This window comes from Pseudomonas sp. PDM25 (assembly GCF_019219045.1).
Lineage (GTDB): Bacteria > Pseudomonadota > Gammaproteobacteria > Pseudomonadales > Pseudomonadaceae > Aquipseudomonas.
The window spans coordinates 155734-180259 of record NZ_JAHUWL010000013.1 but is presented as its reverse complement, the minus strand read 5'-3'; the positions used below and the strand labels follow the sequence as shown (position 1 = coordinate 180259).

Below are 24526 nucleotides of genomic sequence, written 5' to 3'. Positions count from 1 at the left end.
GCTTCAACAAGGTCGAAGAGCTGCACGAATGGCTGGTCAATGAGGTCAAGGATGCTGAAGGCCGCGAACGCATGCTCATGCACTTCAAGCAGGAAGAGCGCGACATCGTTCAGGAAAAGCCCACTTCGCTGGGGCACAAACTGGCCAACTTCACCGGCATTGGTCTGATCGTTCATTTCCTGGAAAACACGGAACATGAAAATGTCGGCCTCACCCACGCCTATGACGTTCTACCCAGTGACAATGAAGCCGGGAACGTTCATTTGCTCCACTATCGTGGCGAGAAAATTGCCGGTGATGCGTTCACCCATTTGAGCCAGTCCACCCATGAGCGCATGCTCAGCGACGCCAATTTCCTGCTGCACTCCAACGGCGAGATCAGGAAAAAGCTGTGGATCGGCTATCTCAATGCCTTCAACCGCGTCTTTGGGCCAATGGCTGCAGCGGCCTGGCCAGCAGCGCTGGTTGTCATAGGCGCGGGCATTGCCAATGTCGGCTTGCACATCGATCAGGCCATCAACGCCACGACCCCTGAGGAACGCAAGGCCGCGATCAAAGGGGCCATCCTTGGCAGCGTGGACATACTGTTCAACTTGCCGTTCCTGAGAGGAGCAAGCGAGTTCGCGCAAGCATCGGAAGCAGAGGAGGCAATCATCCCTGGGGAAGATTTGAAGTCGCCGAGCCCCCCAGTGCAACTGCCCTTCGAATCCATCAAACCCGACCCGGGAGAAGCCAGCCTGTTGGCGCCTTTTGAAACCAATGAAATTCTCGATGGCTATTCCCCCATCAACGAGGAAGGCAAGTTTCAAGGCATCTATCAGCCCGAGACAGGCGGTAATTACATCGCCATGGGTGACAGTTTCTACCAGGTGCGCTACAGCAACGAACTGAAGACCTGGACGATCATTGATCCGGTCGATCCCCACTCCTTTTACCGCAACATACCGGTGCACCTGGATGAAATGGGTGAGTGGGTGCCCCTCACGCGTCCCGGTCTGGCGGGAGGCGGCAAGTTTTCCGATCTGTTCGCCAGGGCCGAGCCGCCACTGCCCGACTTCGACGCCCCGGCGACTGCATACGATGTTCCTCAGGACATCAAACCGGCCCTCAAAAAGGCAGCCAATGGTTCGGAAACAAAGGGCGATTTGAAGGACGGCTTTATCAATCCCAACAATCCAGCCGATGAGCTCGAAGCCTTCAAAAGACTACGCCGAAGACTACACGACGACGCCGTGTCCTTTTATTCGCAGCCGCAACCACAGCTGCCACCCAGGCCTGCCATTCCATCGTTCATCGCGAATGCGAAGCTCAAGGACATCATCAAGACCCTGTTCAAGCGCTCACAAAGCCTGGTCGTCGGTGAAAGTCACTCCAGCGTGGGCAGCAAACAGTTTTTGATCGAGAACATGAGCGTGCTGCGCAAACAGAAGGTCAAAACCCTGTACATGGAGCATCTGCTGACGGATTTCCATCAAACGGACCTGGATGTGTTCAACCGCACCGGGGTGATGTCCGAGGATCTGGAAAGCTACCTCAAGGATCTTGATGCTGCTTTTTCGACCGACCCCAGCAAACAATTCACGTTTGAACAGGTCGTCAGGACAGCGCAAAAAAATAACATCCGCGTGCAAGCCATCGACTGCCTGGCCAGTTACCGCAGCGCCGGTATTCAGAGGCCTGATATCAATTTCCGGCAAAAAATGATGAATTTCTTCGCCCAACAAGTCATCGGCGCCGACCAGACAGCCAGAGGCGCCCATCGCTGGGTGGCACTGGTCGGTAACAGCCACGCCAATACCTATGCCGACGTGGCGGGTGTCAGTGAGCTTGAAGGCAGCATCGGCCTGCGTATCGAGAGTGTGGGCGTGGATGAGCTCGGCGGTATCAAGGTCGACCCAGGGATCTCCGATGTGGCGCGCCCGGGGCAAGCGGTCAGTTTTGTCAAAAATGACTTGTTGCTGCAGATCCCGACGCCGAAAAGCGTGGCCCTTGCGCAAAGGCTGGAAGATGGCCTGCCCAGGCCTGGCATGTACACCCTCAGCACCAGTACCGGTGAACCCATACTGGTTCATCGCAGCCGAACCATCACCAGAAACGGCATGGTGATCCGCGGGAAACTCGTTCGCACGCCCATAAAACAAGATGCAAACGGCTACTACATCGAACGGGATTCCTGGCAAATCAGCGGACGACGCTTTCCAACAACCGAGGGCTTGAGTTCCGCGCTGCACAGAATTGGCATGGCCCCCGTTCGGCTACCCGGCGTCTAAAACGCAAAAAGGCCGTGTGAACAGTGTTCACACGGCCTTTTTTGTTACCTGCAATCAAGCCATCAAGGCCTGCGCGGGATCACTCCCACTCAATCGTCGCCGGCGGCTTGCTCGACACGTCGTAGGTGACGCGGGAGATGCCTTCGATTTCGTTGATGATCCGACCGGAAACGGTTTCCAGCAGTTCGTAAGGCAGGTGTGCCCAACGTGCGGTCATGAAGTCGATGGTTTCAACGGCACGCAGGGCAACGACCCAAGCGTAACGACGGCCATCGCCGACCACGCCAACCGATTTCACTGGCTGGAACACCACGAATGCCTGGCTGACCTTGTGGTACCAGTCGGCCTTGCGCAGTTCTTCGATGAAGATGTGGTCGGCGCGACGCAGCAGGTCGGCGTATTCCTTCTTCACTTCACCGAGAATCCGCACGCCCAGGCCCGGGCCCGGGAACGGGTGACGGTAGACCATGTCGTACGGCAGGCCCAGTTCCAGGCCCAGACGACGGACTTCGTCCTTGAACAGCTCGCGCAGGGGTTCAACCAGCTTGAGGTTCATTTCTTCCGGCAGGCCGCCCACGTTGTGGTGCGACTTGATCACGTGCGCCTTGCCGCTTTTGGCGCCAGCCGACTCGATCACGTCCGGGTAGATGGTGCCTTGGGCGAGGTACTTGATGTTGTCCAGTTTGTTGGACTGGGCATCGAAGACGTCGATGAAGGTACGACCGATGATCTTGCGCTTCTTCTCCGGGTCGGACTCGCCGGCCAGGTTGTCGAGGAATTGATCTTCGGCATTGGCGCGGATCACCTTGACGCCCATGTTCTCGGCGAACATGGCCATCACTTGCTCGCCTTCGTGCAGGCGCAGCAGGCCGTTGTCGACGAAGACGCAGGTCAGCTGGTCGCCAATGGCTTTGTGCAGCAGCGCGGCAACCACCGAGGAATCCACACCGCCGGACAGGCCGAGCAGTACGTTGTCGGTGCCGACCTGGGCGCGAATGTTGGCGATGGCGTCTTCAGCAATCTTCGAAGGCGTCCACAAGGCTTCGCAGCCGCAGATGTCGAGGATAAAGCGCGAGAGGATGCGACCGCCCTGCTTGGTGTGGGTCACTTCCGGGTGGAACTGCACGCCGTAGTAGCCACGCGCGTCGTCGAACATGCCGGCGATCGGGCAGCTTGGGGTGCTGGCCAGGATGTGGAAGTCTTGAGGCATCTTGGTGACCTTGTCACCGTGACTCATCCACACGTCGAGGCCGAACAGGCCGTCGGCGTCGATGTGGTCTTCGATGCCGTCGAGCAGACGGCTCTTGCCGACCACGTCGACACGGGCGTAACCGAACTCACGCAGCTCGGAACCTTCGACCTTGCCACCCAGCTGTTCAGCCATGGTTTGCATGCCGTAGCAGATACCGAAGACCGGTACGCCCAGGTCAAACACCGCTTGCGGGCAGCGAGGGCTGTCGGCGACGTGCACGGACTCGGGGCCACCGGCGAGAATGACGCCTTTTGGAGCGAATTCGCGAATCGCTTCGTCGTCCATGTCGAACGGATGCAGTTCGCAGTACACGCCGATTTCACGCACGCGGCGGGCAATCAGCTGGGTGTACTGGGAACCGAAGTCGAGGATCAGGATGCGGTGAGCGTGAATGTCGAGGGCCATGATTCAGTCTCGTCTAGATAATTCAGAAACAGTCGTGATTCAGAAACAACTCGGGGCTGAATAGAACAGCCCCGGTTGCTTAACGATTTGCTTGAAGCCTCAACCTACGCGGTAGTTTGGCGCTTCTTTGGTGATTTGCACGTCGTGAACGTGGGACTCGGCCATGCCAGCGCCGGTGATCCGCACGAACTCAGGCTTAGTGCGCATTTCTTCGATGTCGGCACTGCCGGTGTAACCCATCGAGGAACGCAGGCCGCCCATCAGTTGATGGATGATGGCGCTCAATGTGCCCTTGTAAGGAACACGCCCTTCGATCCCTTCCGGAACCAGCTTCTCGGCGCCTGCCGAGGAGTCCTGGAAGTAACGGTCGGAGGAACCTTGAGCCTGGGACATGGCGCCCAGCGAACCCATGCCGCGGTAAGCCTTGTACGAACGACCCTGGAACAGTTCGATCTCGCCTGGCGCTTCTTCAGTACCGGCGAACATCGAGCCCATCATCACGCAGGAGGCACCGGCAACGATGGCCTTGGACAGGTCACCGGAGAAACGGATGCCGCCGTCGGCGATCAACGGAACGCCTGTGCCTTCGAGGGCAGCGGCAACGTTGGCGATGGCACTGATTTGCGGGACGCCGACACCGGCGACGATACGGGTGGTGCAGATCGAGCCTGGGCCGATACCGACCTTGACTGCATCGGCGCCTGCTTCGGCCAGAGCCTTGGCGGCAGCGCCGGTGGCGATGTTGCCGCCGATGACCTGCACTTCAGGGAAATTCTGTTTGACCCAGCGAACGCGGTCGATCACACCTTTGGAGTGACCGTGAGCGGTGTCGACCACCACCACGTCAACGCCGGCATTGACCAGGGCGGCTACGCGATCACCGGTGTCTTTACCGGTACCGACTGCAGCACCAACACGCAGACGACCTTGATCGTCCTTGCTGGCCAGCGGGTATGCCTTGGCTTTTTCGATGTCGTTGACGGTCATCATGCCTTTGAGGGCGAATTTGTCGTCGACGATCAGCACGCGTTCGATGCGGTGTTTGTGCAACAACTCGCGGACGTCGTTCTTGTCGGCGCCTTCCTTGACCGTGACCAGACGCTCTTTAGGCGTCATCACTTGACGGACGGTGGCGTCCAGACGGTTTTCGAAACGTACGTCACGGGAAGTGACGATGCCGACCAGGTCGCCATCGTGCAAAACCGGAACGCCGGAGATGTTGTGCATGCGGGTCAGTTCGAACAGTTCACGAACCGTGGCGTCAGCCTCGATGGTGATCGGGTCCTTGACCACGCCGGCCTCATAACGCTTGACCTTGCGCACTTCGGCAGCTTGCTGCTCGATGGTCATGTTCTTGTGGATAATGCCGATGCCACCTTCCTGAGCCATGGCAATTGCCAGACGGGCTTCAGTAACGGTGTCCATGGCGGCAGAAACCAGAGGAATATTCAGCTCGATGCCACGGGTTAGGCGGGTCTTGAGACTGACTTCGTTAGGAAGCACCTCGGAATAACCAGGCACTAGGAGAATGTCGTCGAATGTCAGAGCTTCTTGGCTGATACGCAGCATCGCGGGGGCTCCCGAGCGGGAAAATGGAAGCGCGCCATTATAGTCAGACACCCCCTCGGGTTCAATGTAAAACTCTGTCTATTTCGACACGGTCGATCGACGGGTATTTAACGCCGAATTCTGTAGGAGCACAGCTTGCTGGCGATGGCGCCCTTAAGTCCGCCATCGCCAGCAAGCTGTGCTCCTACAGTTCGACTTTCACCCAACTGACAGGTTGATCGAGCCAATCGGCAAATTCGTCGATAAAGCTCTGTTTGAACCCGGCCTCGGCCCAGTTGTTGAAGATAAAGCCCAGGTTGGAAAAGCCGCATTCCTGCAGGAAAAGAAACCCGTTGATGTCGTCTTCATGCCCGCATTCCGGACACGTGAAGTTATCGGTGCGCCCCGGCATCCAGTCTTCCAGGCTTTCGAACAGCGCTTCGCCGACTTCCTTGCGGCACTCGGCGCAGCCCGCCTCTTCAAGGAAACCCTTGGCGGGCGTGTAGATGCAGCGCTTGGTGATGATTTCCAGGCCATTGATCGGTTCGCCGAACGGCAGCGCTTCAGGATGCAGCACGACAGCGCGGGCACCGTCGGCGATGGCATGAGCCATGCGGTTGCCAGTGCGGCCACAGGTGGTCAGTTCTTCTTTAATGATGTTCTTGCGCACCAGCCAACGCACGACCGCCCGGGCCCGGGGTTCGTGCACCGGCAGGGTGGAAATTTTCGGGACGATGATGCTTTGCGAATTCATGATGCAAGCCTACTGCAAATACTGAAGATTACCCTTGTGGGAGTGAGCCTTTGTGGCGAGGGGATTTATCCCCGTTGGGTCGCGAAGCGGCCCCAGCACTTCAAAGTCCAATCGCATTAATGAGCTGACGTCTGCTTCGCAGCCGAACGGGGATAAATCCCCTCGCCACAAAGGCTCACTCCCACAGGATTGCGGCCGGCAGCTTAATCCCTGACACTCTCAGGTCAAGTGCTCAAATAACGTCCGATCAAGGCAATTCCGCTAGCCAGCACCAACCAGGTCACCAGCCGCACAAACGCCTCGCGGGACAATCTCATGGTCAACCGCCGGCCAATCCACAGCCCCACTGCCATCGCCGGCAATAAACACAGCGCCAATACCAATAAGGGTAGCTCGGCGTACACACCTGCGACGGCAAACAGGCTCAAGCGCACCACCGTGCTGCAACTGATCAGCGCACTCTGGGTCGCCCGGGCCGCCTCTTTGGGCAGACGACTGTTCAAATAGATCGCATATAAAAAACCGCCACTGCCAAACAAGGCCCCGAACATCCCGCCCACCGTGCCCATTGGCACGGCCCAAGCGGCGGACAATTGGGTCGGACGGGTTTTGACCCACAAGCTGTAAATCGCATATGCGCTGATAAACAGCCCCATCAACAGCAACAACACATCGGATTTCAGATTCAGTAGAAAAATCACCCCCAGCGTGCAGCCCACCGCCATGCACGGCAGCAGCCGCAGCAACTCAGGCTTTGCCACATCCCGTCGCGAAGGCAGCAGATTGCCGAACGCCGCGACGAAATCCAGCAGCACCAACAGCGGTACGATTTTCGACAACGGCATAAACATGATCAGAATCGGCCCCGCCACCAGCGCCGTGCCGAAACCGGCTATGCCGAACACGATGTAGGCCAGGGCAATGCCCAGCGCGATTACCAGCCAATCCGTAGCGCCGAATGGCCATTGGTTCAACAACTCAAACACGCTCATTCCCCCATCTTCCCTGAATCCCGGAGCTGACTTTACCCCTGTGGGAGTGAGCCTGCTCGCGATAGCGGTTTAACATTCAATACTGTTGTCGACTGATGTACCGCTATCGCGAGCAGGCTCACTCCCACAAGGGGATTTTCGTTGGGTCATGGAGATTGATCGCCGAATGCCTTTAAACTGCGCCCCATGATTAAAGATCCCTTTGCAAGACTCGGCCTGGACCGTGAAGTCCTGACTGTCAGCCAGCTCAACGGCCGCGCGCGGGTGTTGCTCGAAGACGTGTTCAGCAACATCTGGGTCGAAGGCGAAATCTCCAACCTCGCCCGCCCGGCGTCCGGTCATGTGTACTTCACCCTCAAGGACAGCGGTGCCCAGGTACGTTGCGCACTGTTCCGGCAGAACGCCGCACGAGTGCGCCAGGCATTGAAGGATGGCCTGGCGGTGAAGGTCCGCGGCAAGGTTTCGCTGTTCGAGGGCCGTGGCGACTATCAGTTGATCCTCGATACCGTGGAGCCGGCCGGTGACGGTGCGCTGCGTCTGGCCTTCGATGCACTGAAGGAAAAACTCAGCGCCGAAGGCCTGTTCAGCGCCGAGCGCAAAGTGCCGCTGCCCGCGCATCCGCAACGCATCGGCATCATCAGCTCGCCCACCGGCGCGGTGATTCGCGACATCATCAGCGTATTCCGCCGTCGTGCGCCGCAGATCCAACTGACGTTGATCCCCACTGCCGTGCAGGGCCGCGAAGCCACTGCGCAGATTGTCCGCGCATTGAAACTGGCGGACGCCCGCGGTTTCGATGCGTTGATCCTGGCCCGTGGCGGCGGCTCGCTGGAAGACCTTTGGTGCTTCAACGAAGAAGCCGTAGCGCGCGCCGTGGATGCCTGTGTGACGCCGATTGTCAGCGCCGTTGGCCATGAAACCGACGTGTCGATCAGCGACTTCGTAGCCGACGTCCGCGCCCCGACGCCTTCCGCCGCTGCCGAACTGCTCGCGCCGGACTCCAGTGACCTGGTCCGTCGGCTCGAAAGCCTGCATCGACGGCTGGTGATGCGTATTCGCGACCGCTTGATGCGTGATCGACTGCGCCTGGAAGGCATGTCTCGCCGCTTGCGTCATCCCGGCGAACGTCTGCGCCAGCAAGCGCAGCGCCTGGACGATCTGGACATGCGCATGCGCCGCGCGTTCGAACGCAGCCTCAATACCCGTCGCGAACGGTTGATCCGCCTGGAAACCCGCCTCGCCGGGCAACATCCGGGACGGCAACTGGCGATGCTCCGTCAGCGCCTCGACAGCCTTGCCGAACGCTTGCCCCGTGCCATGCGCGAAGGGCTCAAATCCCGTCGCCTGCAGCTGCAAAGCCAGATGCAGACCCTGCATGTGGTCAGCCCGTTGGCGACCCTTGGCCGTGGCTACAGCATCTTGCTGGACGAACGCGGCAACGCGATCCGCAACGCCGCGCAAACCCACAACGGTCAGCGCCTGAAAGCCAGACTTGGCGAAGGCGAACTGCAAGTGCGGGTCGAAGACAATCACCTGACGCCTGTCACCCTTTCTTTACTGGATTGATCCATGCCGCGTTTTTTAGCTCCGCTGCTGTTGCTGTGCCTGACCTTCAATGCCCACGCCGACAGTTACATCACCCGCCTGTTGAACAAACCGGTGCCGGGCGGCGTGGCCGTGGTGGATCTGGGTGCCTCTGCGCAGGCGCCGAAGGCCAGCTATCAAGGCAAGCCTGTGCTGGTGGTCAAGGAACAGAACAACTGGCTGGCGATTGTCGGTGTGCCGCTGACGGTTAAACCGGGCACGCAGCAGGTCAGCAGTGACGGGCGGAATCTGAATTTCACGGTCGGCAACAAGAAATACCCGGAACAGCACATCACATTGAAGAACACCCAGCAGGTCAATCCGAACCCGGAGAATCTCAAGCGCATCGAAGGTGAGTTGGCCGAACAGATCCAGGCTTACCGCAGCTTCAGCCCCAACACCCCAAGCAATCTGTTGCTGGACAAACCAGTCAACGGCCCGCTGTCGAGCAAGTTCGGCGTGCGCCGCTTCTTCAATGGTGAAGAGCGTAACCCACACGCCGGCCTGGACTTCGCCGTGCCTGCCGGTACGCCGATCAAGACCCCGGCTGCCGGCAAGGTGATCCTGATCGGCAACTACTTTTTCAACGGCAACACGGTGTTTGTCGACCATGGGCAGGGGTTTATCAGCATGTTCTGCCACATGTCGAAAATCGACGTGAAGGTCGGCCAGCAATTGGCCCGTGGTGGGGTGGTCGGGAAAGTGGGGGCCACCGGGCGGGCGACCGGGCCCCATATGCACTGGAACGTCAGCCTGAATGATGCGCGGGTTGATCCGGCCATCTTTATAGGTGCATTTCAGCCCTGAATAGGCGGTGACGCGGCTGGCCTCATCGCGAGCAGGCTCACTCCCACATTGGATTTGTGTTCAACATAGATCAACTGTAGGAGTGAGCCTGCTCGCGATGGCGGAATAACAGACACCATCTATTCCGCCTCCAAGTCCTCAATCCCATGAATCTCCCTGTGCGCCAGGCACTCTTTGATCCACGCCTGGGTTTCCTCCGAGAAGCCCGCCAACTCTTCAGCGCTGATCAACTCATGCGTACACAGCCCCAGCAAGTGAGCAGGCGCCTCATTGCGTGAATGACTGAACACGCCAAACGCCCAATACAGCTCCTGTTGACCCGCCTTCAGCCTTTCCTCACTGGCTTCAATCCGCTCGTAAGGCGCAATGCTTTTATCCAGCACGATGCGCTCGACTTCTTCCATGATCCGGATGCACAGCCGCTCATGGGCCAGCGGACGCAGTGCGCTATAAAGTTTCCAATCCGACTCGTTCATTGCCGACTCCTGCCTGACAGTAGTCCTTGGTGAGGCTTTAAGAATAGCCGCGCTGAAACGTCCCATCACCGAAAGCCTTCAATTGCGCATCGCTCAAACCTCGCGCAAACATAAAAACAATCACCGCCGTTCACCGCAATAAAATCTCGATAACCACGACTTTTCGAGGATTCCTCTCAATTTTTTTCGACCGCTTGCCATCCTTCACCCTCGCGGTTAGGGTTGAAGGCATGAAAACCTCTCACACCCTCATTCAGCTTCGCCAGCACCGCAGCCTGTGCCTTGTCAGTGCACGACTGCCAGGCTGAATCGCGGTGCCTCGTCCTACGCTTTATCCCCAGAACATTTGATCCACCGGCAGGCCGCCTTTTTTCGGCCCACACAATAAGGATTTCCCGATGAGCATGCTCAAAGACCCGTCTTCGAAATACCGCGCGTTCCCGACCATCGACATTCCGGACCGCACCTGGCCGTCGAAGACCATTACCGCCGCGCCGATCTGGTGCAGCTCCGACCTTCGTGACGGTAACCAGTCGCTGATCGAGCCAATGGACGCGGTCAAGAAACTGCGTTTCTGGAAAACCCTGGTGTCGGTCGGCGTGAAAGAAATCGAAGCGTCGTTCCCGGCGGCTTCGCAAACCGACTTCGACTTCGTGCGCACCCTGATCGAAGGCAACCACATCCCGGACGACACCACCATTCAGGTGCTGACCCAGGGCCGTGAAGATTTGATCGAGCGCACCTTCGAATCCCTGCGCGGAGCGAAGAAAGCCATCGTTCACCTGTACAACGCCACCTCCCCTTCCTTCCGTCGCATTGTCTTCAACCAGGACAAGGAAGGGGTCAAGGCCATCGCCGTGAACGCGGCCAAGCTGTTCGTCAAATATGCCGCCCAGCAGCCAAACACCGAGTGGACCTTCGAATACTCGCCAGAAACCTTCAGCGCCACAGAACTCGAGTTCGCCAAGGAAGTCTGCGACGCCGTCATCGAAGTCTGGAACCCGACGCCTGAGCACAAGGTGATTCTCAACCTGCCAGCCACCGTCGAATGCGCGACCCCGAACATCTATGCCGACCAGATCGAATGGTTCGGCCGTCACATCAACCGTCGTGACAGCGTGATCATCAGCCTGCACACCCACAATGACCGTGGCACTGGCGTTGCGGCTACCGAACTGGGCCTGATGGCCGGCGCCGACCGTGTCGAAGGCTGCCTGTTCGGCAACGGCGAACGTACCGGTAACGTCGACCTCGTGACCGTGGCGCTGAACCTCTACACCCAGGGCATTCACCCTGAGCTGGACTTCTCCGACATCGACGGCGTGCGCAAAGTCGTCGAAGAATGCAACCAGATCCAGGTGCACCCACGTCACCCGTACGTCGGCGACCTGGTTCACACCGCGTTCTCCGGCTCCCACCAGGACGCCATCCGCAAGGGCTTCGCCCAGCAGAAACCGGACGCCCTGTGGGAAGTACCGTACTTGCCGATCGACCCGGCCGACATCGGCCGCAGCTACGAGGCGGTGATCCGCGTCAACAGCCAGTCGGGCAAGGGCGGTATCGCCTATCTGCTGGAACAGGAATACGGCATCAGCTTGCCGCGTCGCATGCAGATCGAGTTCAGCCAGGTGGTGCAGCGTGAAACCGATCGCCTGGGCCTTGAGATGACGGCTCAGCAGATCCATGCCCTGCTGCACAGCGAGTACTTGCAGGCCAACACCCCGTATGCGCTGGTCAGCCATCGCTTGCAGGAAGAAAACGGTCATAGCGCCGTCGAAGTGGAAGTCTCGGGCAAAGGCCAGGGTGAAACCAACCTGCACTGGCGCGGCAAGGGCAACGGCGCCCTGGAAGCGCTGGTGGCCGGTCTGCCGATTCCGGTTGAAATCATGGACTACAACGAACACGCCATCGGTTCGGGCACCAATGCCAAGGCGGCCGCCTACATCGAGCTGCGTGTGAACGGCGAGCGTGCGGTGCACGGCGTCGGTATCGATGAAAACATCACCACCGCCAGCTTCAAGGCTTTGTTCAGCGCGCTTAACCGCTCGCTGAGCCAGCCGGAAGCGAAAGCGGCGTAAGCCTTCGCTGCAATGCAAAAGGCCCCGAGGTGCGAACCTTGGGGCCTTTTTTTGGCTGTGTTTTTTTGTTGACTGTACCGGCCTCTTCGCGGGCAAGCCCGCTCCCACAGTAGACAGTTGTGAACACCGATTTTGTGTACACCAAAGCACACTGTGGGAGCGGGCTTGCCCGCGAAGACGCCGGGTCAGGCAGCGCAGATATCAGGTGAACTGGAAAGTATCGGCATCCAGATTCGCCGGAAACCGCGTGCGATAAGCTTGAAGGTCAGCAGCATTCAGAACAACCTGAAACACCCCATCCGCCTCGCCTGCACTGAGCAATGTCTCCCCCTGGAAATCCAGCACCTGGCTATCACCGGTGTAGGCAAAACCTTTGCCGTCAGTACCAACGCGATTCACCGCCGCCACGTAGCAGAGATTCTCGATCGCCCGCGCCGGCAGTAAACGGTTCCAGTGCTGACGCCGTGCCCCCGGCCAGTTGGCGGTGTACAGCAGCAAATCAGTGTCTTGAGCATCGCGGCTCCAGACCGGGAAGCGCAGGTCGTAGCAAATCAGCGGCCGCACGCGCCAACCCTTGAGTTCGAACTGCACCTGACGCTCACCGGGGGTGAAGTGGTTGTGCTCGCCGGCCATGCGGAACAGGTGGCGCTTGTCGTAGTGCCACACCTCCCCGTCCGGTCGCGCCCACAACAGGCGATTGCGATGACTGCCGTCAGCCACCTGGACGATGATGCTGCCGGTGATCACCGCATCCAGTTTCGCCGCCTGAACCCGCAGCCATTTGCTGGTGGGACCGTTTTCCGATTCGGCGAGCGTTTCCGACTCCATGGAAAAACCGGTGGTGAACATCTCCGGCAGGATGATCAGGTCAGCGCCGCGAGCCTGTTCCAGCAACGGTTCGAAATGCTCCAGATTGGCCTGACGATCGTGCCAGGCCAGGGTGGTCTGGATCAGCGCGATGTTCAGATTGGGGAGCGCACTCAAATCACGCATAGTTTTGCCGCTGCTTCACGCAGGGTCTCCTCGCGTTTGGCGAAGCACAGGCGCACCAGGCGCTGGCCTTCGGGTGGGGTCTGGTAGAACACCGAGATCGGGATGCTCGCCACGCCATGTTCGCGGGTCATCCACAACGCCATCTCGACATCGTTGAGGTCCGGGCGAATCTGCGAGTAATCGACCAGTTGGAAATACGTGCCGGCCACTCGGGTGAAACTGAAGCGCGACGGTGTTAGCAGGTCGCAGAACAGATCGCGCTTAGCCTGATAGAAAGCCGGCAGTTCTTCAACGTGTTCCGGGTGCTCGGCCATGAAGTCGGCCAAAGCATATTGCAGCGGCGTTACACCGCAGAAACTGACGTATTGGTGAACCTTGCGCAGCTCCGCTGTGAGGGCCGGCGGTGCGACCACGTAGCCGGTTTTCCAACCAGTGACGTGATAGGTCTTGCCAAAGGAGCTGATCACGAAAGCGCGCTGATACAGCTCTTCGTGATTCAGCACGCTGGCATGAGGCACACCATCGAACACCAGGTGTTCGTAGACTTCGTCGCTGACGATGTAGATGTCGCGATCCCGGATCAACGCCGCCAGCTGATCCAGCTCGGCACGACTGATCAGTGCGCCACTTGGGTTATGTGGAGAGTTGAGGATGATCATCCGCGTGCGCGATGTAATGGCTTCACCCAGCTTCTGAAAGTCGATAGCGAAGTCATTCAGGCCCAACTGCACATGGACGCAACGACCACCGGCCAGCTCAACCGAGGGTTCATAACTGTCGTAGGCCGGATCGAACACGATCACTTCGTCACCGCTGCGGATAACTGCTTGAATGGCGCAGAAAATCGCCTGGGTTGCGCCGGGCGTGACGGTCACTTCATGGTCGACATCCACATTGACGCCGTAGCTGCGGGCGATCTTCGCCGCAATCTGCTGACGCAATGCCGGAAGGCCGGTCATCGGCGAATACTGGTTATGGCCATTCGCGATATGCCGTCCGACCGCATCGCACAGGGCCTGCGGGGCGTCGAAGTCGGGAAAACCCTGGGACAGGTTCAGCGCCCCGGTTTGCGCCGCGAGCTGAGACATCTGAGTGAAGATAGTGATGCCGACATTCGGCAGCTTACTGGTGATCATCGGTGTTTCCCTGCTCTACACCCGGCTCTACGGCGGCGCGGGAGAGCCCGAGAATAGCCCAAACGACGCCCATAAAAAAAGAGCGCCAATTGGCGCCCTTCTCTAATCTGATCGTTCCCACGCTCCCGCGTGGGAATGCATCCCGTGACGCTCTGCGTCACATTCGCGGTGGACGCAGAGCGTCCATGGCGGCATTCCCACGCGGAGCGTGGGAACGATCAATATCCACCTGAATCAGCGCTTGTCGCGGCGCTTCTTGTCGGCTTTCTTGTGGTGCGACATCATCCGACGCTTCTTGTTGACCTGACGGTCGGTGAGCGAGTTCTTGTTGCCTTCGTACGGGTTCTCGCCGCCCTTGAACTCGATGCGGATCGGCGTACCGACCAGTTTCAAGACACGGCGATAAGTGTTTTCCAGATAGCGCACGTAAGACTTCGGCACCTTCTCGATCTGGTTACCGTGAATCACGATGATCGGCGGGTTCGCGCCACCCAAGTGGGCATAACGCAGCTTGATCCGGCGGTTGTTGACCATCGGCGGCGCGTGCTCACCGACCGCATCTTCCAGAATCGTGGTCAGGCGGTTGGTTGGCCAGCGGGTGACCGCAGACTTGAACGAGTTCTGTACGGAGGCGTAGAGGTTGCCCACGCCCGTGCCGTGCAGGGCCGAGATGAAGTGAATGTCGGCGTAGTCAACGAAGAACAGTCGACGTTGCAGCTCGACCTTCACGAAGTCGCGCTCGCTCGGCGTCATGCCGTCCCACTTGTTGATCGCGATCACCAGCGCACGACCCGACTCAATGGCGAAGCCCAGCAGGTTGAGGTCGTGGTCGACCACGCCTTCGCGGGCGTCCATCACAAAGATCACCACGTTGGCATCTTTGATCGCTTGAAGGGTTTTGACCACGGAGAACTTTTCAACTTCTTCATGGATCTTGCCGCGCTTGCGCACACCAGCGGTGTCGATCAGCGTGTACTTCTCGTCGTTACGCTCGAACGGGATGTAGATACTGTCGCGGGTGGTGCCGGGCTCGTCATAGACGATTACCCGGTCTTCACCGAGCATACGGTTGACCAGGGTCGACTTGCCGACGTTCGGACGGCCGATGATCGCGATCTTGATACCGTCTTTTTCGCTTGGGCCAGGAATGCGCTTGGCTTCCTCGCCTTCGGCAACGATCTCTTCTTCGCCTTCTTCCAGCTCGTCATCGTCTTTCGGGAAGTCGCTCAGGGCGATTTCCAGCATCTGGGTGATGCCACGACCATGAGCACCGGCGATCGGGATCGCGTGGCCCATGCCCAACGGGGCGAATTCGGCGCGGGCCATTTCAGGGTCGATGTTGTCGACCTTGTTGGCAACCACGTAAGAACGCTTGTTACGTTTGCGCAAATGCTCGGCGATCATCTGGTCGGCGGCGGTGAAACCGGCCTTGGCATCTACCAGGAACAGAACGACATCCGCTTCTTCAATGGCCAGCAGCGACTGCTCGGCCATTTTTTCGTCCATACCGTGCTCGTCACCGGAGATACCGCCGGTGTCGACCAGAATGTAGGAACGCCCTTGCCACTTGGCCTCACCGTATTGGCGATCACGGGTCAGACCGGACAAGTCGCCAACGATGGCGTCGCGAGTCCTGGTCAGGCGGTTGAACAAGGTGGACTTGCCGACGTTCGGTCGGCCCACCAGGGCGATTACGGGAACCATGCGGCTCTCCACTTCGTTATTTCAGAAAATACAAAAGCCGCTGCGAGGCAGCGGCTGGTGCTCGGGGCAGCACTGTGGGAGCGGGCTTGCTCGCGAAAAAACGTAGCAGCACCGCGTTTATTCAGGCTGTACGCGTCATCGTTGACACCCTTCGCGAGCAAGCCCGCTCCCACAGGTGAAGCCGCTTGGGGGTTAAACCCCAAGCATAGTCAAACCTTTACTTAATGGTCAGGGCTTCCAGTTTGCCGCTGTTGCCATACAGATAAATCGTGTCACCCACCACCAGCGGACGGGCACGCAGGCCGGCGCTGTCGATGCGTTCGCGGCCGACGAAACGACCGTCCACCTGGCTCAGCAGGTGCAGGTAGCCTTCCATGTCGCCGACTGCAACGTAGCTGGAGAACACTTCCGGAGCCGACAGTTGACGGCGAGCCAGCGAATCGTTGCTCCACAAGGCTGTGGTGGAACGTTCGTCGACGCCTTCAACGGTGCCCGAAGACAGGCTCACGTAGACGTTGCCAAAACCCTGGGCGACACCGGCATAGCTGGAAGCATCACGCTGCCAAAGCTGACGACCGCTTTGCAGGTCCAGTGCCGCAACGCGACCCTGGTAGCTGGCGACGTACAGCGTTTCGCCGGAAAGCAGCAGGCCGCCGTCGATATCGACAACGCGCTCCAGTTCCGAACGACCCTGTGGAATGGCTACACGTTGCTCCCAAACCGGCACGCCGTTGGAAATATCGAGAGCGACCACTTTACCGGTCGACAGGCCAGCCACCGCGAGGCGGTTGGTGACGATCGGCGCACTGGTGCCGCGCAGGGTCAATACCGCCGGAGTACTGTCATACAACCAGCGCTGGTTGCCGGTAGTGGCATCCAGACCGATCAGACGGTCATCCTGAGTCTGAACGACAACGACATCACCGTTGTTGGCCGGCGGTGCGAGGACTTCACTGGACACGCGAGCGCGCCATTTCTCTTCACCGTTGATGGCGTCCAGGGCAACGATTTCACCCTTGATCGTACCGATCAGGAGCAGACCGTAACTGACGCCGACAGCGCCGGAAACGGGCAATTCGAGATCTTTCTTCCATTTGACGTCGCCATTGCTGCGATCCATCGCCATCACCACACCGGTGACGTCGGCGGCATAGATGGTATCGCCATCGATCGCCGGAACCAGCATGTTGTACGACTCGCCCTGACCGTCACCGATCGAACGACTCCACTGCTTTTGCAGAACCACTTCTTCTTTGAAGTCGGTCAACTCGGCCGGTGGCAGTTCTTTTTTGCTGTTGCTGCTGCAACCCGCGGCCAATATGGCCAGAGCCAGCAATGCTGCATGTTTCCAACGAATCACGTCACGCATCCCCTTTGGCCAGGTCGTCCAGCTTGATTTGTAGGCCACCCACTGCCGCTTCATCCGACAGTGCCGCCTTGGCTTTTTGATACGCCGTGTTCGCTTCGTCGGTACGACCCAACTGCACCAGCAGATCGCCTTTGAGTTCTTCGCGAGTGGCCAGGAATGCTTTATCGGCATCGCCTTCGAGCAGCTTCAGGGCTTCATCGGCCTTGTTCTGCGCGGCCAGCACCTGAGCCAGACGCTGACGAGCAATTTCGCCCAGCGCCGGGTTGGCCGGTTTGGCAACAATGGCTTTCAGCTCGCTGGCTGCGTCATCCAGCTTGCCGCTGTCGACCGCAACTTTTGCCACGAACAGGCTGCCGTACTGCGCGTAAGCGCTACCGCCGAACTCGCTGTTGAGCTTGCCGGCCAGGTCCGCAACACGGGCGGCATCAGGCTTGCCGTCTGGCGTCAGCGTGGTTTCCAGCAGTTGCTGATAGAGCATTGAGGCGCCTTGCGACTGATTGCTCTGATACTTATGAAAGGCCTGCCAGCCGAACACGATGACCAGCGCCAACAGGCCGCCAGTGACCAGGGGCTTGCCGTTGCGTGTCCACCAGTCCTTAAACTCCGCCAGATGTTCGTCTTCGGTACTCGACACCCCAATACTCCTTAATCGCTAAATCGGCTGTTTGACAGCTTCAACCCTGCACGACGCAGGTGGCCAGGTGTGCAGCAAGCGCATCCCAGGCAATGCTTTGTTGTTCGCCCTGGCCACGCAGGGGTTTGAAACCTACCACTTGCTGGGCCATTTCGTCGTCACCGAGGATCAGCGCGTACAACGCACCACTCTTGTCGGCTTTCTTGAACTGGCTTTTGAAGCTGCCGGCGCCGGCATTCACTTGCAGGCGCAGGTTGGGCAATTGATCACGAACACGTTCACTCAGGGCCAGACCGGCCAGCTCGGCGGCTTCACCGAAGGCGCAGAGGTAGACGTCGACCTGACGGGAAATCTCTTCCGGGATCTGCTCCAGGGTTTCAAGCAGCAGTACCAAGCGCTCGATGCCCATGGCGAAACCAACGCCCGGGGTCGGCTTGCCGCCCATTTGCTCCACCAGACCGTCGTAACGACCACCGGCACACACGGTGCCTTGGGCGCCCAGCTTGTCGGTGACCCATTCGAAAACGGTCTTGCTGTAGTAATCGAGCCCGCGAACCAGCTTCGGGTTGATCACGTAAGGAATGCCGGCGGCGTCCAGGCGAGCCTTGAGGCCCTCGAAGTGCACGCGGGATTCTTCGTCGAGGTAGTCGGCCATTTTCGGCGCGTCGACCAGGACCGCTTGAGTGTCGGCGTTCTTGGTATCAAGAACCCGCAGCGGGTTGGTTTTCAGACGGCGCTGGCTGTCTTCGTCCAGCTTGTCCAGGCGGGCCGAAAGGAACTCGACCAGCGCTTCGCGATAACGACCGCGGGATTCGGCAGTGCCCAGGCTGTTGAGTTCGAGCTTGACCGCATCACGGATGCCCAGCTCGCCCCACAGGCGCCAGGTCAGTACGATCAGCTCGGCATCGATGTCCGGACCGTCGAGGTTGAAGACTTCGCAACCGATCTGGTGGAACTGGCGATAACGGCCTTTCTGCGGACGTTCGTGGCGGAACATCGGGCCGATGTACCAGAGTTTCTGCACCTGGCCACCGCCGGTGATGCCATGCTCGAGCACCGCACGCACGCAGGCCGCTGTGCCTTCGGGGCGCAGGGTCAGGGAGTCGCCGTTGCGGTCGTCGAAGGTGTACATCTCTTTTTCGACGATGTCGGTCACTTCACCGATGGAGCGCTTGAACAGCTCGGTGAACTCGACGATCGGCATGCGGATCTGCTTGTAACCGTAGTTATCCAGCAAACGCGAGACAGTGCCTTCGAAATGACGCCACAGGGGAGTCTGCTCGGGCAGGATGTCGTTCATGCCACGTATGGCTTGCAGAGACTTGCTCACTATAAATCCTTAAATTCGTTCGGCTCTTTAGTCGGGCTCAGCCACGCGCGATAACGGCAGCGTCAGCTTCGACCTTTTCGGCCGCTTTCTGGCGGATCAAGCGTTCAAGCTCATCCACCAGATTGTCATTCGTCAGTTTCTGCGACGGCTTGCCGTCGATGTAAATCAGGTTTGGCGTGCCGCCGGTCAAGCCGATATGGGCTTCCTTGGCTTCGCCCGGTCCGTTGACCACGCAACCGATGACCGCGACATCCAGCGGCACCAGCAGGTCTTCGAGGCGCCCTTCCAGCTCGTTCATGGTTTTGACCACATCGAAGTTCTGCCGCGAGCAGCTCGGGCAGGCGATGAAGTTGATGCCACGGGAACGCAGATGCAGGGATTTGAGAATGTCGTAGCCGACTTTCACTTCCTCGACCGGGTCGGCCGCCAACGAGATGCGAATAGTATCGCCAATCCCTTCGGCGAGCAGCATACCGAGGCCCACGGCGGATTTCACCGTGCCTGAACGCAAACCACCGGCTTCGGTGATCCCTAAGTGCAGCGGCTGAACGATTTCCTTGGCCAGCAAGCGGTAAGCGGCGACGGCCATGAACACGTCAGAAGCTTTCACACTGACCTTGAAGTCCTGGAAGTTCAGGCGTTCAAGGTGCTCGACGTGACGCAGGGCAGATTCAACCAGCGCAGCCGGAGTCGGCTCGCCGTATTTCTTTTGCAGGTCTTTTTCCAGGGAACCGGCGTTCACGCCGATGCGGATCGGAATCCCGCGATCACGGGCGGCATCGACTACCGCACGCACGCGGTCTTCGCGACCGATGTTGCCCGGGTTGATGCGCAGGCAGTCAACGCCCAGTTCGGCTACGCGCAGAGCGATCTTGTAGTCGAAGTGGATGTCGGCAACCAACGGCACCTTGACCAGTTGCTTGATCTTGCCGAAGGCTTCAGCGGCATCCATGTCGGGCACGGAAATACGCACGATATCGACGCCAGCGGCTTCCAGACGATTGATCTGGGCCACGGTGGCGGCGACGTCGTTGGTGTCGCTGTTGGTCATGCTCTGCACAGCGATAGGCGCATCGCCGCCAACGGGCACGTTACCGACCCAGATCTTGCGGGATTCGCGACGTTTGATTGGAGATTCGCCGTGCATGACTTATTGACCCAACTTCAGGCGAGCAGTCTCGCCACTGGTGAACGGAGCGACATCAACCACCTGCCCGTTGTAGCTGACCTGCGCGCCACGGGCGAAGCCCAGACGCACGGAAAACGGTGGTTTGCCGCTGACGGAAACGTTTTCGCCTTTACGCTTGAGACCGCTCAACAACACCTTGCCGGTGCCATCGGTCACTTGCGTCCAGCAATCAGAAGTGAACTGCAGTTGAACCTGCCCCTGGCCAGCAACCGGAGCCGCCGCTGCTGGAGCGGGAATGGTCGGAGTAACCGAAGCGCTCGCAGGCGGGGTTGAGACAACAGGAGCCGTCGGGGCTGGCGCGACTGGAGTCGCGACAACCGGAGCGGTGCTGTGAGCCGGTGCAACAGGCGTTGGCGCGGGTGCAGCAGGCGCAGTCGCTTCAGCTTCGGCCGGCGCTTCAGCCGACGTCTCGGCTTGCGGCAACGCAAGAGCGGTTGTGCCTTCAGCCTGACCTTGCGCGACGGCCTGGTCTTCCGGCTCGTCCAGCGGATGGATCTGGGTGGTGCCGTCAGCGCCTTCGACTTCAACGTGTTCCGGGCTCAGACTGATCAGGTCTTTGGTACGCAGTGAGGTCTGATCCTGCCACCAGACAAAACCACCACCAATCACTGCGATCAGCAACAGCAGGCTGACAATTCGCAAAATGGTGTGGGAAACCCGAACCGGCTCTTCGATACGCCCCAGGCTATGAACGTTGCTGCCCTGGGAGTCGGTGCCGGTGGATTGGTCGAACTGTTGGACCAGTACGGTTTGATCCATGCCGAGCAATTTCGCGTAGGCGCGAATATAACCGCGAGCAAAGGTATGCCCAGGCAGCTTGTCGAAAGCGCCGGCTTCCAGATTGCTCAGGGAATTGACGGTGAGGTTGAGCTTGAGGGCCACTTCGGCCAGCGACCAGCCATTGCTTTCGCGGGCCTGGCGTAAAGTCTCACCGGGATTAACGCGATTCGCTGCTACAACTTCGGGATGCGCCGCTTTCATCATTGCTCCGACAGGTATTGCTGATATTCCGGCGTACCGGGATAGAGTCGTTTTAGTTGCAGGCCAAAACTGGCGGCCTTGTCGCGATCTTCAAACACTTTTGCCAGCCGAACGCCGAGCAATAGACTACGTGCATTTTGCTCGGTGAGCAGGCTAAAACGATCGTAATAGTCACGCGCGGGCACATAATGCCTGTCTTCGAAGGACAACTCAGCCATTTCCAGCAATGCACGCGGCTGTTGGCGATTCAAACGCAGGGCTTTTTCCAGCTGCTGCTGGGCCAGATCACGCTGCCCCAGCCTCGAAGCGGTCATTCCGAGGTTCTCGAACACCCGCGAACGCTCGGGGTACAAGGTATCGGCGGCGGCCTGTTCAAAGCGTTCGTAAGCTTCTTTGTAGCGTTTCTCTTCGAAAAGAAAACTGCCGTAGTTGTTCAGGATTCGCGCATCGTTGGGGCGGGAAGACAGCGCCTTGCGAAAATGCTGATCCGCCAGCTCCGGCTCCATCTCGGCCTGGAATACCAGCCCCAGCGCAGCGTTGGCATCCGGATCCGAGTCATCCAGATCCAGCGCTTTCTTTAACGGTACTTTCGCCCGTTCGGTCATGCCCTGCTGCAAGTACCCCAAGCCCAGCTGCACATAGGCAACGCGCGCTTCATCGCGACCCTTGCTGGTCTTCATCGGGTTGAAATCGCCCGACAGGACACAGCCAGCACACAGGCTGGCCAACAGCAAAAGCAGCGCGAAGCGCAGGGACATAGAGATCCTCTCTTAATTATTGTTCGCAGCGTTTGTTGCGATATCGTTTTCGGCGCTTAACTCGCGCACGGCGATATAACGTTCGCTGCGACGGGTGCGATCCAGCACCTGTCCTACCAATTGGCCACACGCGGCATCGATGTCTTCACCGCGGGTGGTGCGTACGGTGACATTGAAACCGGCATGGTGAAGCTGATCCTGGAAACGACGAATCGCGTTGTTGCTCGGGCGCTCGTAACCGGAATGCGGGAACGGGTTGAACGGAATCAGGTTGATCTTGCACGGGATGTTCTTGAGCAACTCGATCATTTCGACCGCGTGTTCAACCTTGTCGTTGATGTCCTTGAGCAACGTGTACTCAATGGTCAGCACGCGCTTCTCGCCCAGGGACGACATGTAGCGCTGGCACGACTCGAGCAGCATCTTAAGCGGATATTTCTTGTTGATCGGCACCAATTGGTTACGCAATGCGTCGTTCGGTGCGTGCAGGGACAACGCCAGGGAGACGTCGATGTGCTTGGACAGCTCATCGATCATCGGCACCACACCCGATGTAGACAGGGTTACGCGGCGCTTGGAGATCCCGTAGCCCAGGTCATCCATCATCAGATGCATGGCGGCCACGACGTTGTCGAAGTTCAGCAGCGGCTCACCCATGCCCATCATCACCACGTTGGTGATGGCACGGTCGGCGGTCGCCGGGATGCTGCCGAACGATTTATTGGCAATCCACACCTGGCCGATGACTTCGGCGGCGGTGAGGTTGCTGTTGAATCCTTGCTTGCCGGTGGAGCAGAAACTGCAATCCAGGGCACAGCCTGCCTGGGACGAAACGCACAAAGTGCCGCGTTTGCCCTGGGGAATGTACACGGTCTCGACGCAGCTGCCGGACGCCACGCGCACCACCCACTTACGGGTGCCGTCGGTGGAAATGTCCTCGCTGACCACTTCAGGACCGCGAACTTCGGCAATAACCTTGAGCTTGTCGCGCAAGGCCTTGCTGACGTTCGTCATGGCGTCGAAATCATCGACGCCAAGGTGGTGAATCCATTTCATTACCTGACCGGCACGGAAACGCTTCTCCCCGATTGAGTCGAAGAATTTTTCCATTTCCAGCTGAGTCAGACCCAGCAGGTTGGTTTTTACAGTCGATGTAGTCATGGATTCACCTTCACTCTTAAGCCAATGCTTAGCGAGTGGTTACTTCAGTAGCTGCGAAGAAGTACGAGATTTCGCGAGCAGCAGCGGCTTCGGAGTCCGAACCGTGTACAGCGTTGGCGTCGATCGAATCAGCGAAGTCAGCGCGGATGGTACCGGCAGCAGCTTCTTTAGGGTTGGTAGCGCCCATCAGCTCACGGTTCAGAGCGATAGCGTTTTCGCCTTCCAGAACCTGAACGACAACCGGACCGGAGATCATGAAAGCAACCAGGTCGTTGAAGAAACCACGAGCGCTGTGCTCAGCGTAGAAGCCTTCAGCTTCAGCTTTGGACAGTTGCTTCAGTTTCGAAGCTACAACGCGCAGGCCAGCTTTTTCGAAACGAGTGGTGATCTCGCCGATAACGTTTTTTGCAACAGCGTCAGGCTTGATGATGGAGAAAGTACGTTGAACAGCCATGGTGTAACTCCAGAAACGGTAATTTGCGAAAAATTAAACCCGCGAATTATACGCGGGTTCTTGGGTATTGCCTAACGGCATACGGCGCAGACTCAGTCTGCTTCTTCGATCCAGGCGGCCTGAATGGCTTCAAGCACCTTCTCGCCACCGCGGGTCGGATCATCACTGAACTCCGGCAATGCCAGCACCCATTTGTGCAGATCGACGAAGTTCACGTAACGCGGATCCACATCCGGCTTGGATTCAGCCAGCTGGATCGCGATTTCCAGCACATCAACCCATTTCAGACTCATTTCAGTTCCTTGAATCAGTGCGGCGCTTCAGCCGCATGGTTGACCGAGTATTTCGGAATTTCGACAGTCAGGTCTTCAGTCCCGACGATCGCCTGACAGCCTAGACGCGATTGCGCCTCCAGACCCCAGGCACGATCCAGAAAGTCTTCTTCCAGCTCGTCCGCCTCTTCCAGCGAGTCAAAGCCTTCACGAATGATGCAATGACAGGTGGTGCAGGCGCAGACGCCGCCACAGGCGCTTTCCATCTCGATATGGTGTTCGTGGGCCAGCTCGAGAATGGATATGCCGGGCTCAGCCTCCACAACCATACCTTCCGGGCAGAACTTCTCGTGTGGCAGAAAAATGACCTGCGGCATCG

At 58.8% G+C, this 24526-nt stretch carries 23 protein-coding genes; 4 read left to right on the top strand and 19 right to left on the bottom strand.

Annotation, left to right across the window (positions count from 1 at the left end; all coding sequences use genetic code 11):
- Positions 1 to 218, bottom strand: a 218-nt coding sequence (locus KW848_RS31910; RefSeq protein WP_256365252.1) for a hypothetical protein, incomplete at its 3' end; no start/stop codon positions are given.
- A 117-nt stretch (positions 219 to 335) separates the two neighbouring features.
- On the opposite strand from KW848_RS31910, the gene KW848_RS23480 reads away from it, so the two are divergent.
- Entirely contained in the window at positions 336 to 2270 is a 1935-nt protein-coding gene (locus KW848_RS23480) for a membrane-targeted effector domain-containing toxin (RefSeq protein ID WP_256365251.1), read from the top strand.
- Positions 2271 to 2349: 79 nt separating this feature from the next.
- On the opposite strand, the gene guaA is transcribed toward KW848_RS23480, so the two are convergent.
- From guaA to KW848_RS23460, 4 genes are all read right to left on the bottom strand, one after another.
- A complete protein-coding gene (guaA, locus tag KW848_RS23475; RefSeq protein ID WP_074873964.1) occupies positions 2350 to 3927 on the bottom strand; it encodes a glutamine-hydrolyzing GMP synthase in 1578 nt (525 codons plus the stop codon).
- A 99-nt stretch (positions 3928 to 4026) separates the two neighbouring features.
- Positions 4027 to 5496: an IMP dehydrogenase gene (gene guaB, locus KW848_RS23470; RefSeq protein ID WP_102616756.1), complete on the bottom strand. Its 1470-nt coding sequence runs from the start codon at positions 5494 to 5496 to the stop codon at positions 4027 to 4029.
- Between the two features lie 184 nt (positions 5497 to 5680).
- Positions 5681 to 6229, bottom strand: coding sequence for a hypothetical protein (locus tag KW848_RS23465; RefSeq protein WP_046046046.1), 549 nt, complete (start codon positions 6227 to 6229; stop codon positions 5681 to 5683).
- A gap of 224 nt (positions 6230 to 6453) precedes the next feature.
- The gene (locus KW848_RS23460) at positions 6454 to 7221 is read right to left on the bottom strand and encodes a sulfite exporter TauE/SafE family protein (RefSeq protein WP_218538186.1); all 768 of its coding nucleotides are present in this window, start codon (positions 7219 to 7221) and stop codon (positions 6454 to 6456) included.
- Between the two features lie 186 nt (positions 7222 to 7407).
- On the opposite strand from KW848_RS23460, the gene xseA reads away from it, so the two are divergent.
- Positions 7408 to 8787 (top strand): exodeoxyribonuclease VII large subunit, encoded by a 1380-nt coding sequence (gene xseA, locus KW848_RS23455; RefSeq protein ID WP_111450271.1) that lies wholly within the window; start codon positions 7408 to 7410, stop codon positions 8785 to 8787.
- 3 nt (positions 8788 to 8790) lie between these two features.
- Positions 8791 to 9612 (top strand): peptidoglycan DD-metalloendopeptidase family protein, encoded by an 822-nt coding sequence (locus tag KW848_RS23450; protein ID WP_111450272.1) that lies wholly within the window; start codon positions 8791 to 8793, stop codon positions 9610 to 9612.
- Positions 9613 to 9731: 119 nt separating this feature from the next.
- Here KW848_RS23450 and KW848_RS23445 read toward each other — a convergent pair whose 3' ends face one another.
- Complete coding sequence (locus KW848_RS23445) at positions 9732 to 10088, bottom strand: hypothetical protein (protein ID WP_134096579.1); 357 nt, start codon at positions 10086 to 10088, stop codon at positions 9732 to 9734.
- A 398-nt stretch (positions 10089 to 10486) separates the two neighbouring features.
- On the opposite strand from KW848_RS23445, the gene leuA reads away from it, so the two are divergent.
- A complete protein-coding gene (gene leuA, locus KW848_RS23440) occupies positions 10487 to 12166 on the top strand; it encodes a 2-isopropylmalate synthase (RefSeq protein ID WP_008147766.1) in 1680 nt (559 codons plus the stop codon).
- Positions 12167 to 12367: 201 nt separating this feature from the next.
- On the opposite strand, the gene KW848_RS23435 is transcribed toward leuA, so the two are convergent.
- From KW848_RS23435 to fdx, 13 genes are all read right to left on the bottom strand, one after another.
- Complete coding sequence (locus KW848_RS23435) at positions 12368 to 13159, bottom strand: amidohydrolase (protein ID WP_192410242.1); 792 nt, start codon at positions 13157 to 13159, stop codon at positions 12368 to 12370.
- Positions 13147 to 14295 (bottom strand): pyridoxal phosphate-dependent aminotransferase, encoded by a 1149-nt coding sequence (locus KW848_RS23430; protein ID WP_218538185.1) that lies wholly within the window; start codon positions 14293 to 14295, stop codon positions 13147 to 13149. The genes KW848_RS23435 and KW848_RS23430 overlap by 13 nt, the downstream gene beginning before the upstream one ends.
- A 234-nt stretch (positions 14296 to 14529) precedes the next feature.
- Entirely contained in the window at positions 14530 to 15999 is a 1470-nt protein-coding gene (gene der / locus KW848_RS23425) for a ribosome biogenesis GTPase Der (protein WP_046046039.1), read from the bottom strand.
- A gap of 217 nt (positions 16000 to 16216) precedes the next feature.
- The gene (gene bamB, locus KW848_RS23420) at positions 16217 to 17368 is read right to left on the bottom strand and encodes an outer membrane protein assembly factor BamB (RefSeq protein WP_192410240.1); all 1152 of its coding nucleotides are present in this window, start codon (positions 17366 to 17368) and stop codon (positions 16217 to 16219) included.
- Positions 17361 to 18002: a tetratricopeptide repeat protein gene (locus tag KW848_RS23415; protein WP_111450276.1), complete on the bottom strand. Its 642-nt coding sequence runs from the start codon at positions 18000 to 18002 to the stop codon at positions 17361 to 17363. The genes bamB and KW848_RS23415 overlap by 8 nt, the downstream gene beginning before the upstream one ends.
- A gap of 40 nt (positions 18003 to 18042) precedes the next feature.
- On the bottom strand, positions 18043 to 19332 hold the full coding sequence (hisS, locus tag KW848_RS23410; protein ID WP_095131570.1) for a histidine--tRNA ligase: 1290 nt from the start codon (positions 19330 to 19332) through the stop codon (positions 18043 to 18045).
- 37 nt (positions 19333 to 19369) lie between these two features.
- Positions 19370 to 20479 carry a flavodoxin-dependent (E)-4-hydroxy-3-methylbut-2-enyl-diphosphate synthase gene (gene ispG / locus KW848_RS23405; protein WP_010457850.1) on the bottom strand — a complete coding sequence of 370 codons (1110 nt, stop codon included), beginning with the start codon at positions 20477 to 20479 and terminating at the stop codon, positions 19370 to 19372.
- A gap of 3 nt (positions 20480 to 20482) precedes the next feature.
- Entirely contained in the window at positions 20483 to 21502 is a 1020-nt protein-coding gene (locus KW848_RS23400) for a RodZ family helix-turn-helix domain-containing protein (RefSeq protein WP_218538184.1), read from the bottom strand.
- Positions 21502 to 22260, bottom strand: a complete 759-nt coding sequence (pilW, locus tag KW848_RS23395) for a type IV pilus biogenesis/stability protein PilW (protein ID WP_218538183.1) — start codon at positions 22258 to 22260, stop codon at positions 21502 to 21504. Before pilW ends, KW848_RS23400 begins: the two co-directional genes overlap by 1 nt.
- A 12-nt stretch (positions 22261 to 22272) precedes the next feature.
- A complete protein-coding gene (gene rlmN, locus KW848_RS23390; protein ID WP_008147747.1) occupies positions 22273 to 23421 on the bottom strand; it encodes a 23S rRNA (adenine(2503)-C(2))-methyltransferase RlmN in 1149 nt (382 codons plus the stop codon).
- A 28-nt stretch (positions 23422 to 23449) separates the two neighbouring features.
- Complete coding sequence (gene ndk / locus KW848_RS23385; protein WP_007903599.1) at positions 23450 to 23875, bottom strand: nucleoside-diphosphate kinase; 426 nt, start codon at positions 23873 to 23875, stop codon at positions 23450 to 23452.
- Between the two features lie 92 nt (positions 23876 to 23967).
- Positions 23968 to 24168 carry a Fe-S cluster assembly protein IscX gene (gene iscX, locus KW848_RS23380; RefSeq protein ID WP_008147746.1) on the bottom strand — a complete coding sequence of 67 codons (201 nt, stop codon included), beginning with the start codon at positions 24166 to 24168 and terminating at the stop codon, positions 23968 to 23970.
- 14 nt (positions 24169 to 24182) lie between these two features.
- The gene (gene fdx, locus KW848_RS23375; RefSeq protein WP_111450280.1) at positions 24183 to 24524 is read right to left on the bottom strand and encodes an ISC system 2Fe-2S type ferredoxin; all 342 of its coding nucleotides are present in this window, start codon (positions 24522 to 24524) and stop codon (positions 24183 to 24185) included.
- Positions 24525 to 24526 lie beyond the last annotated feature (2 nt).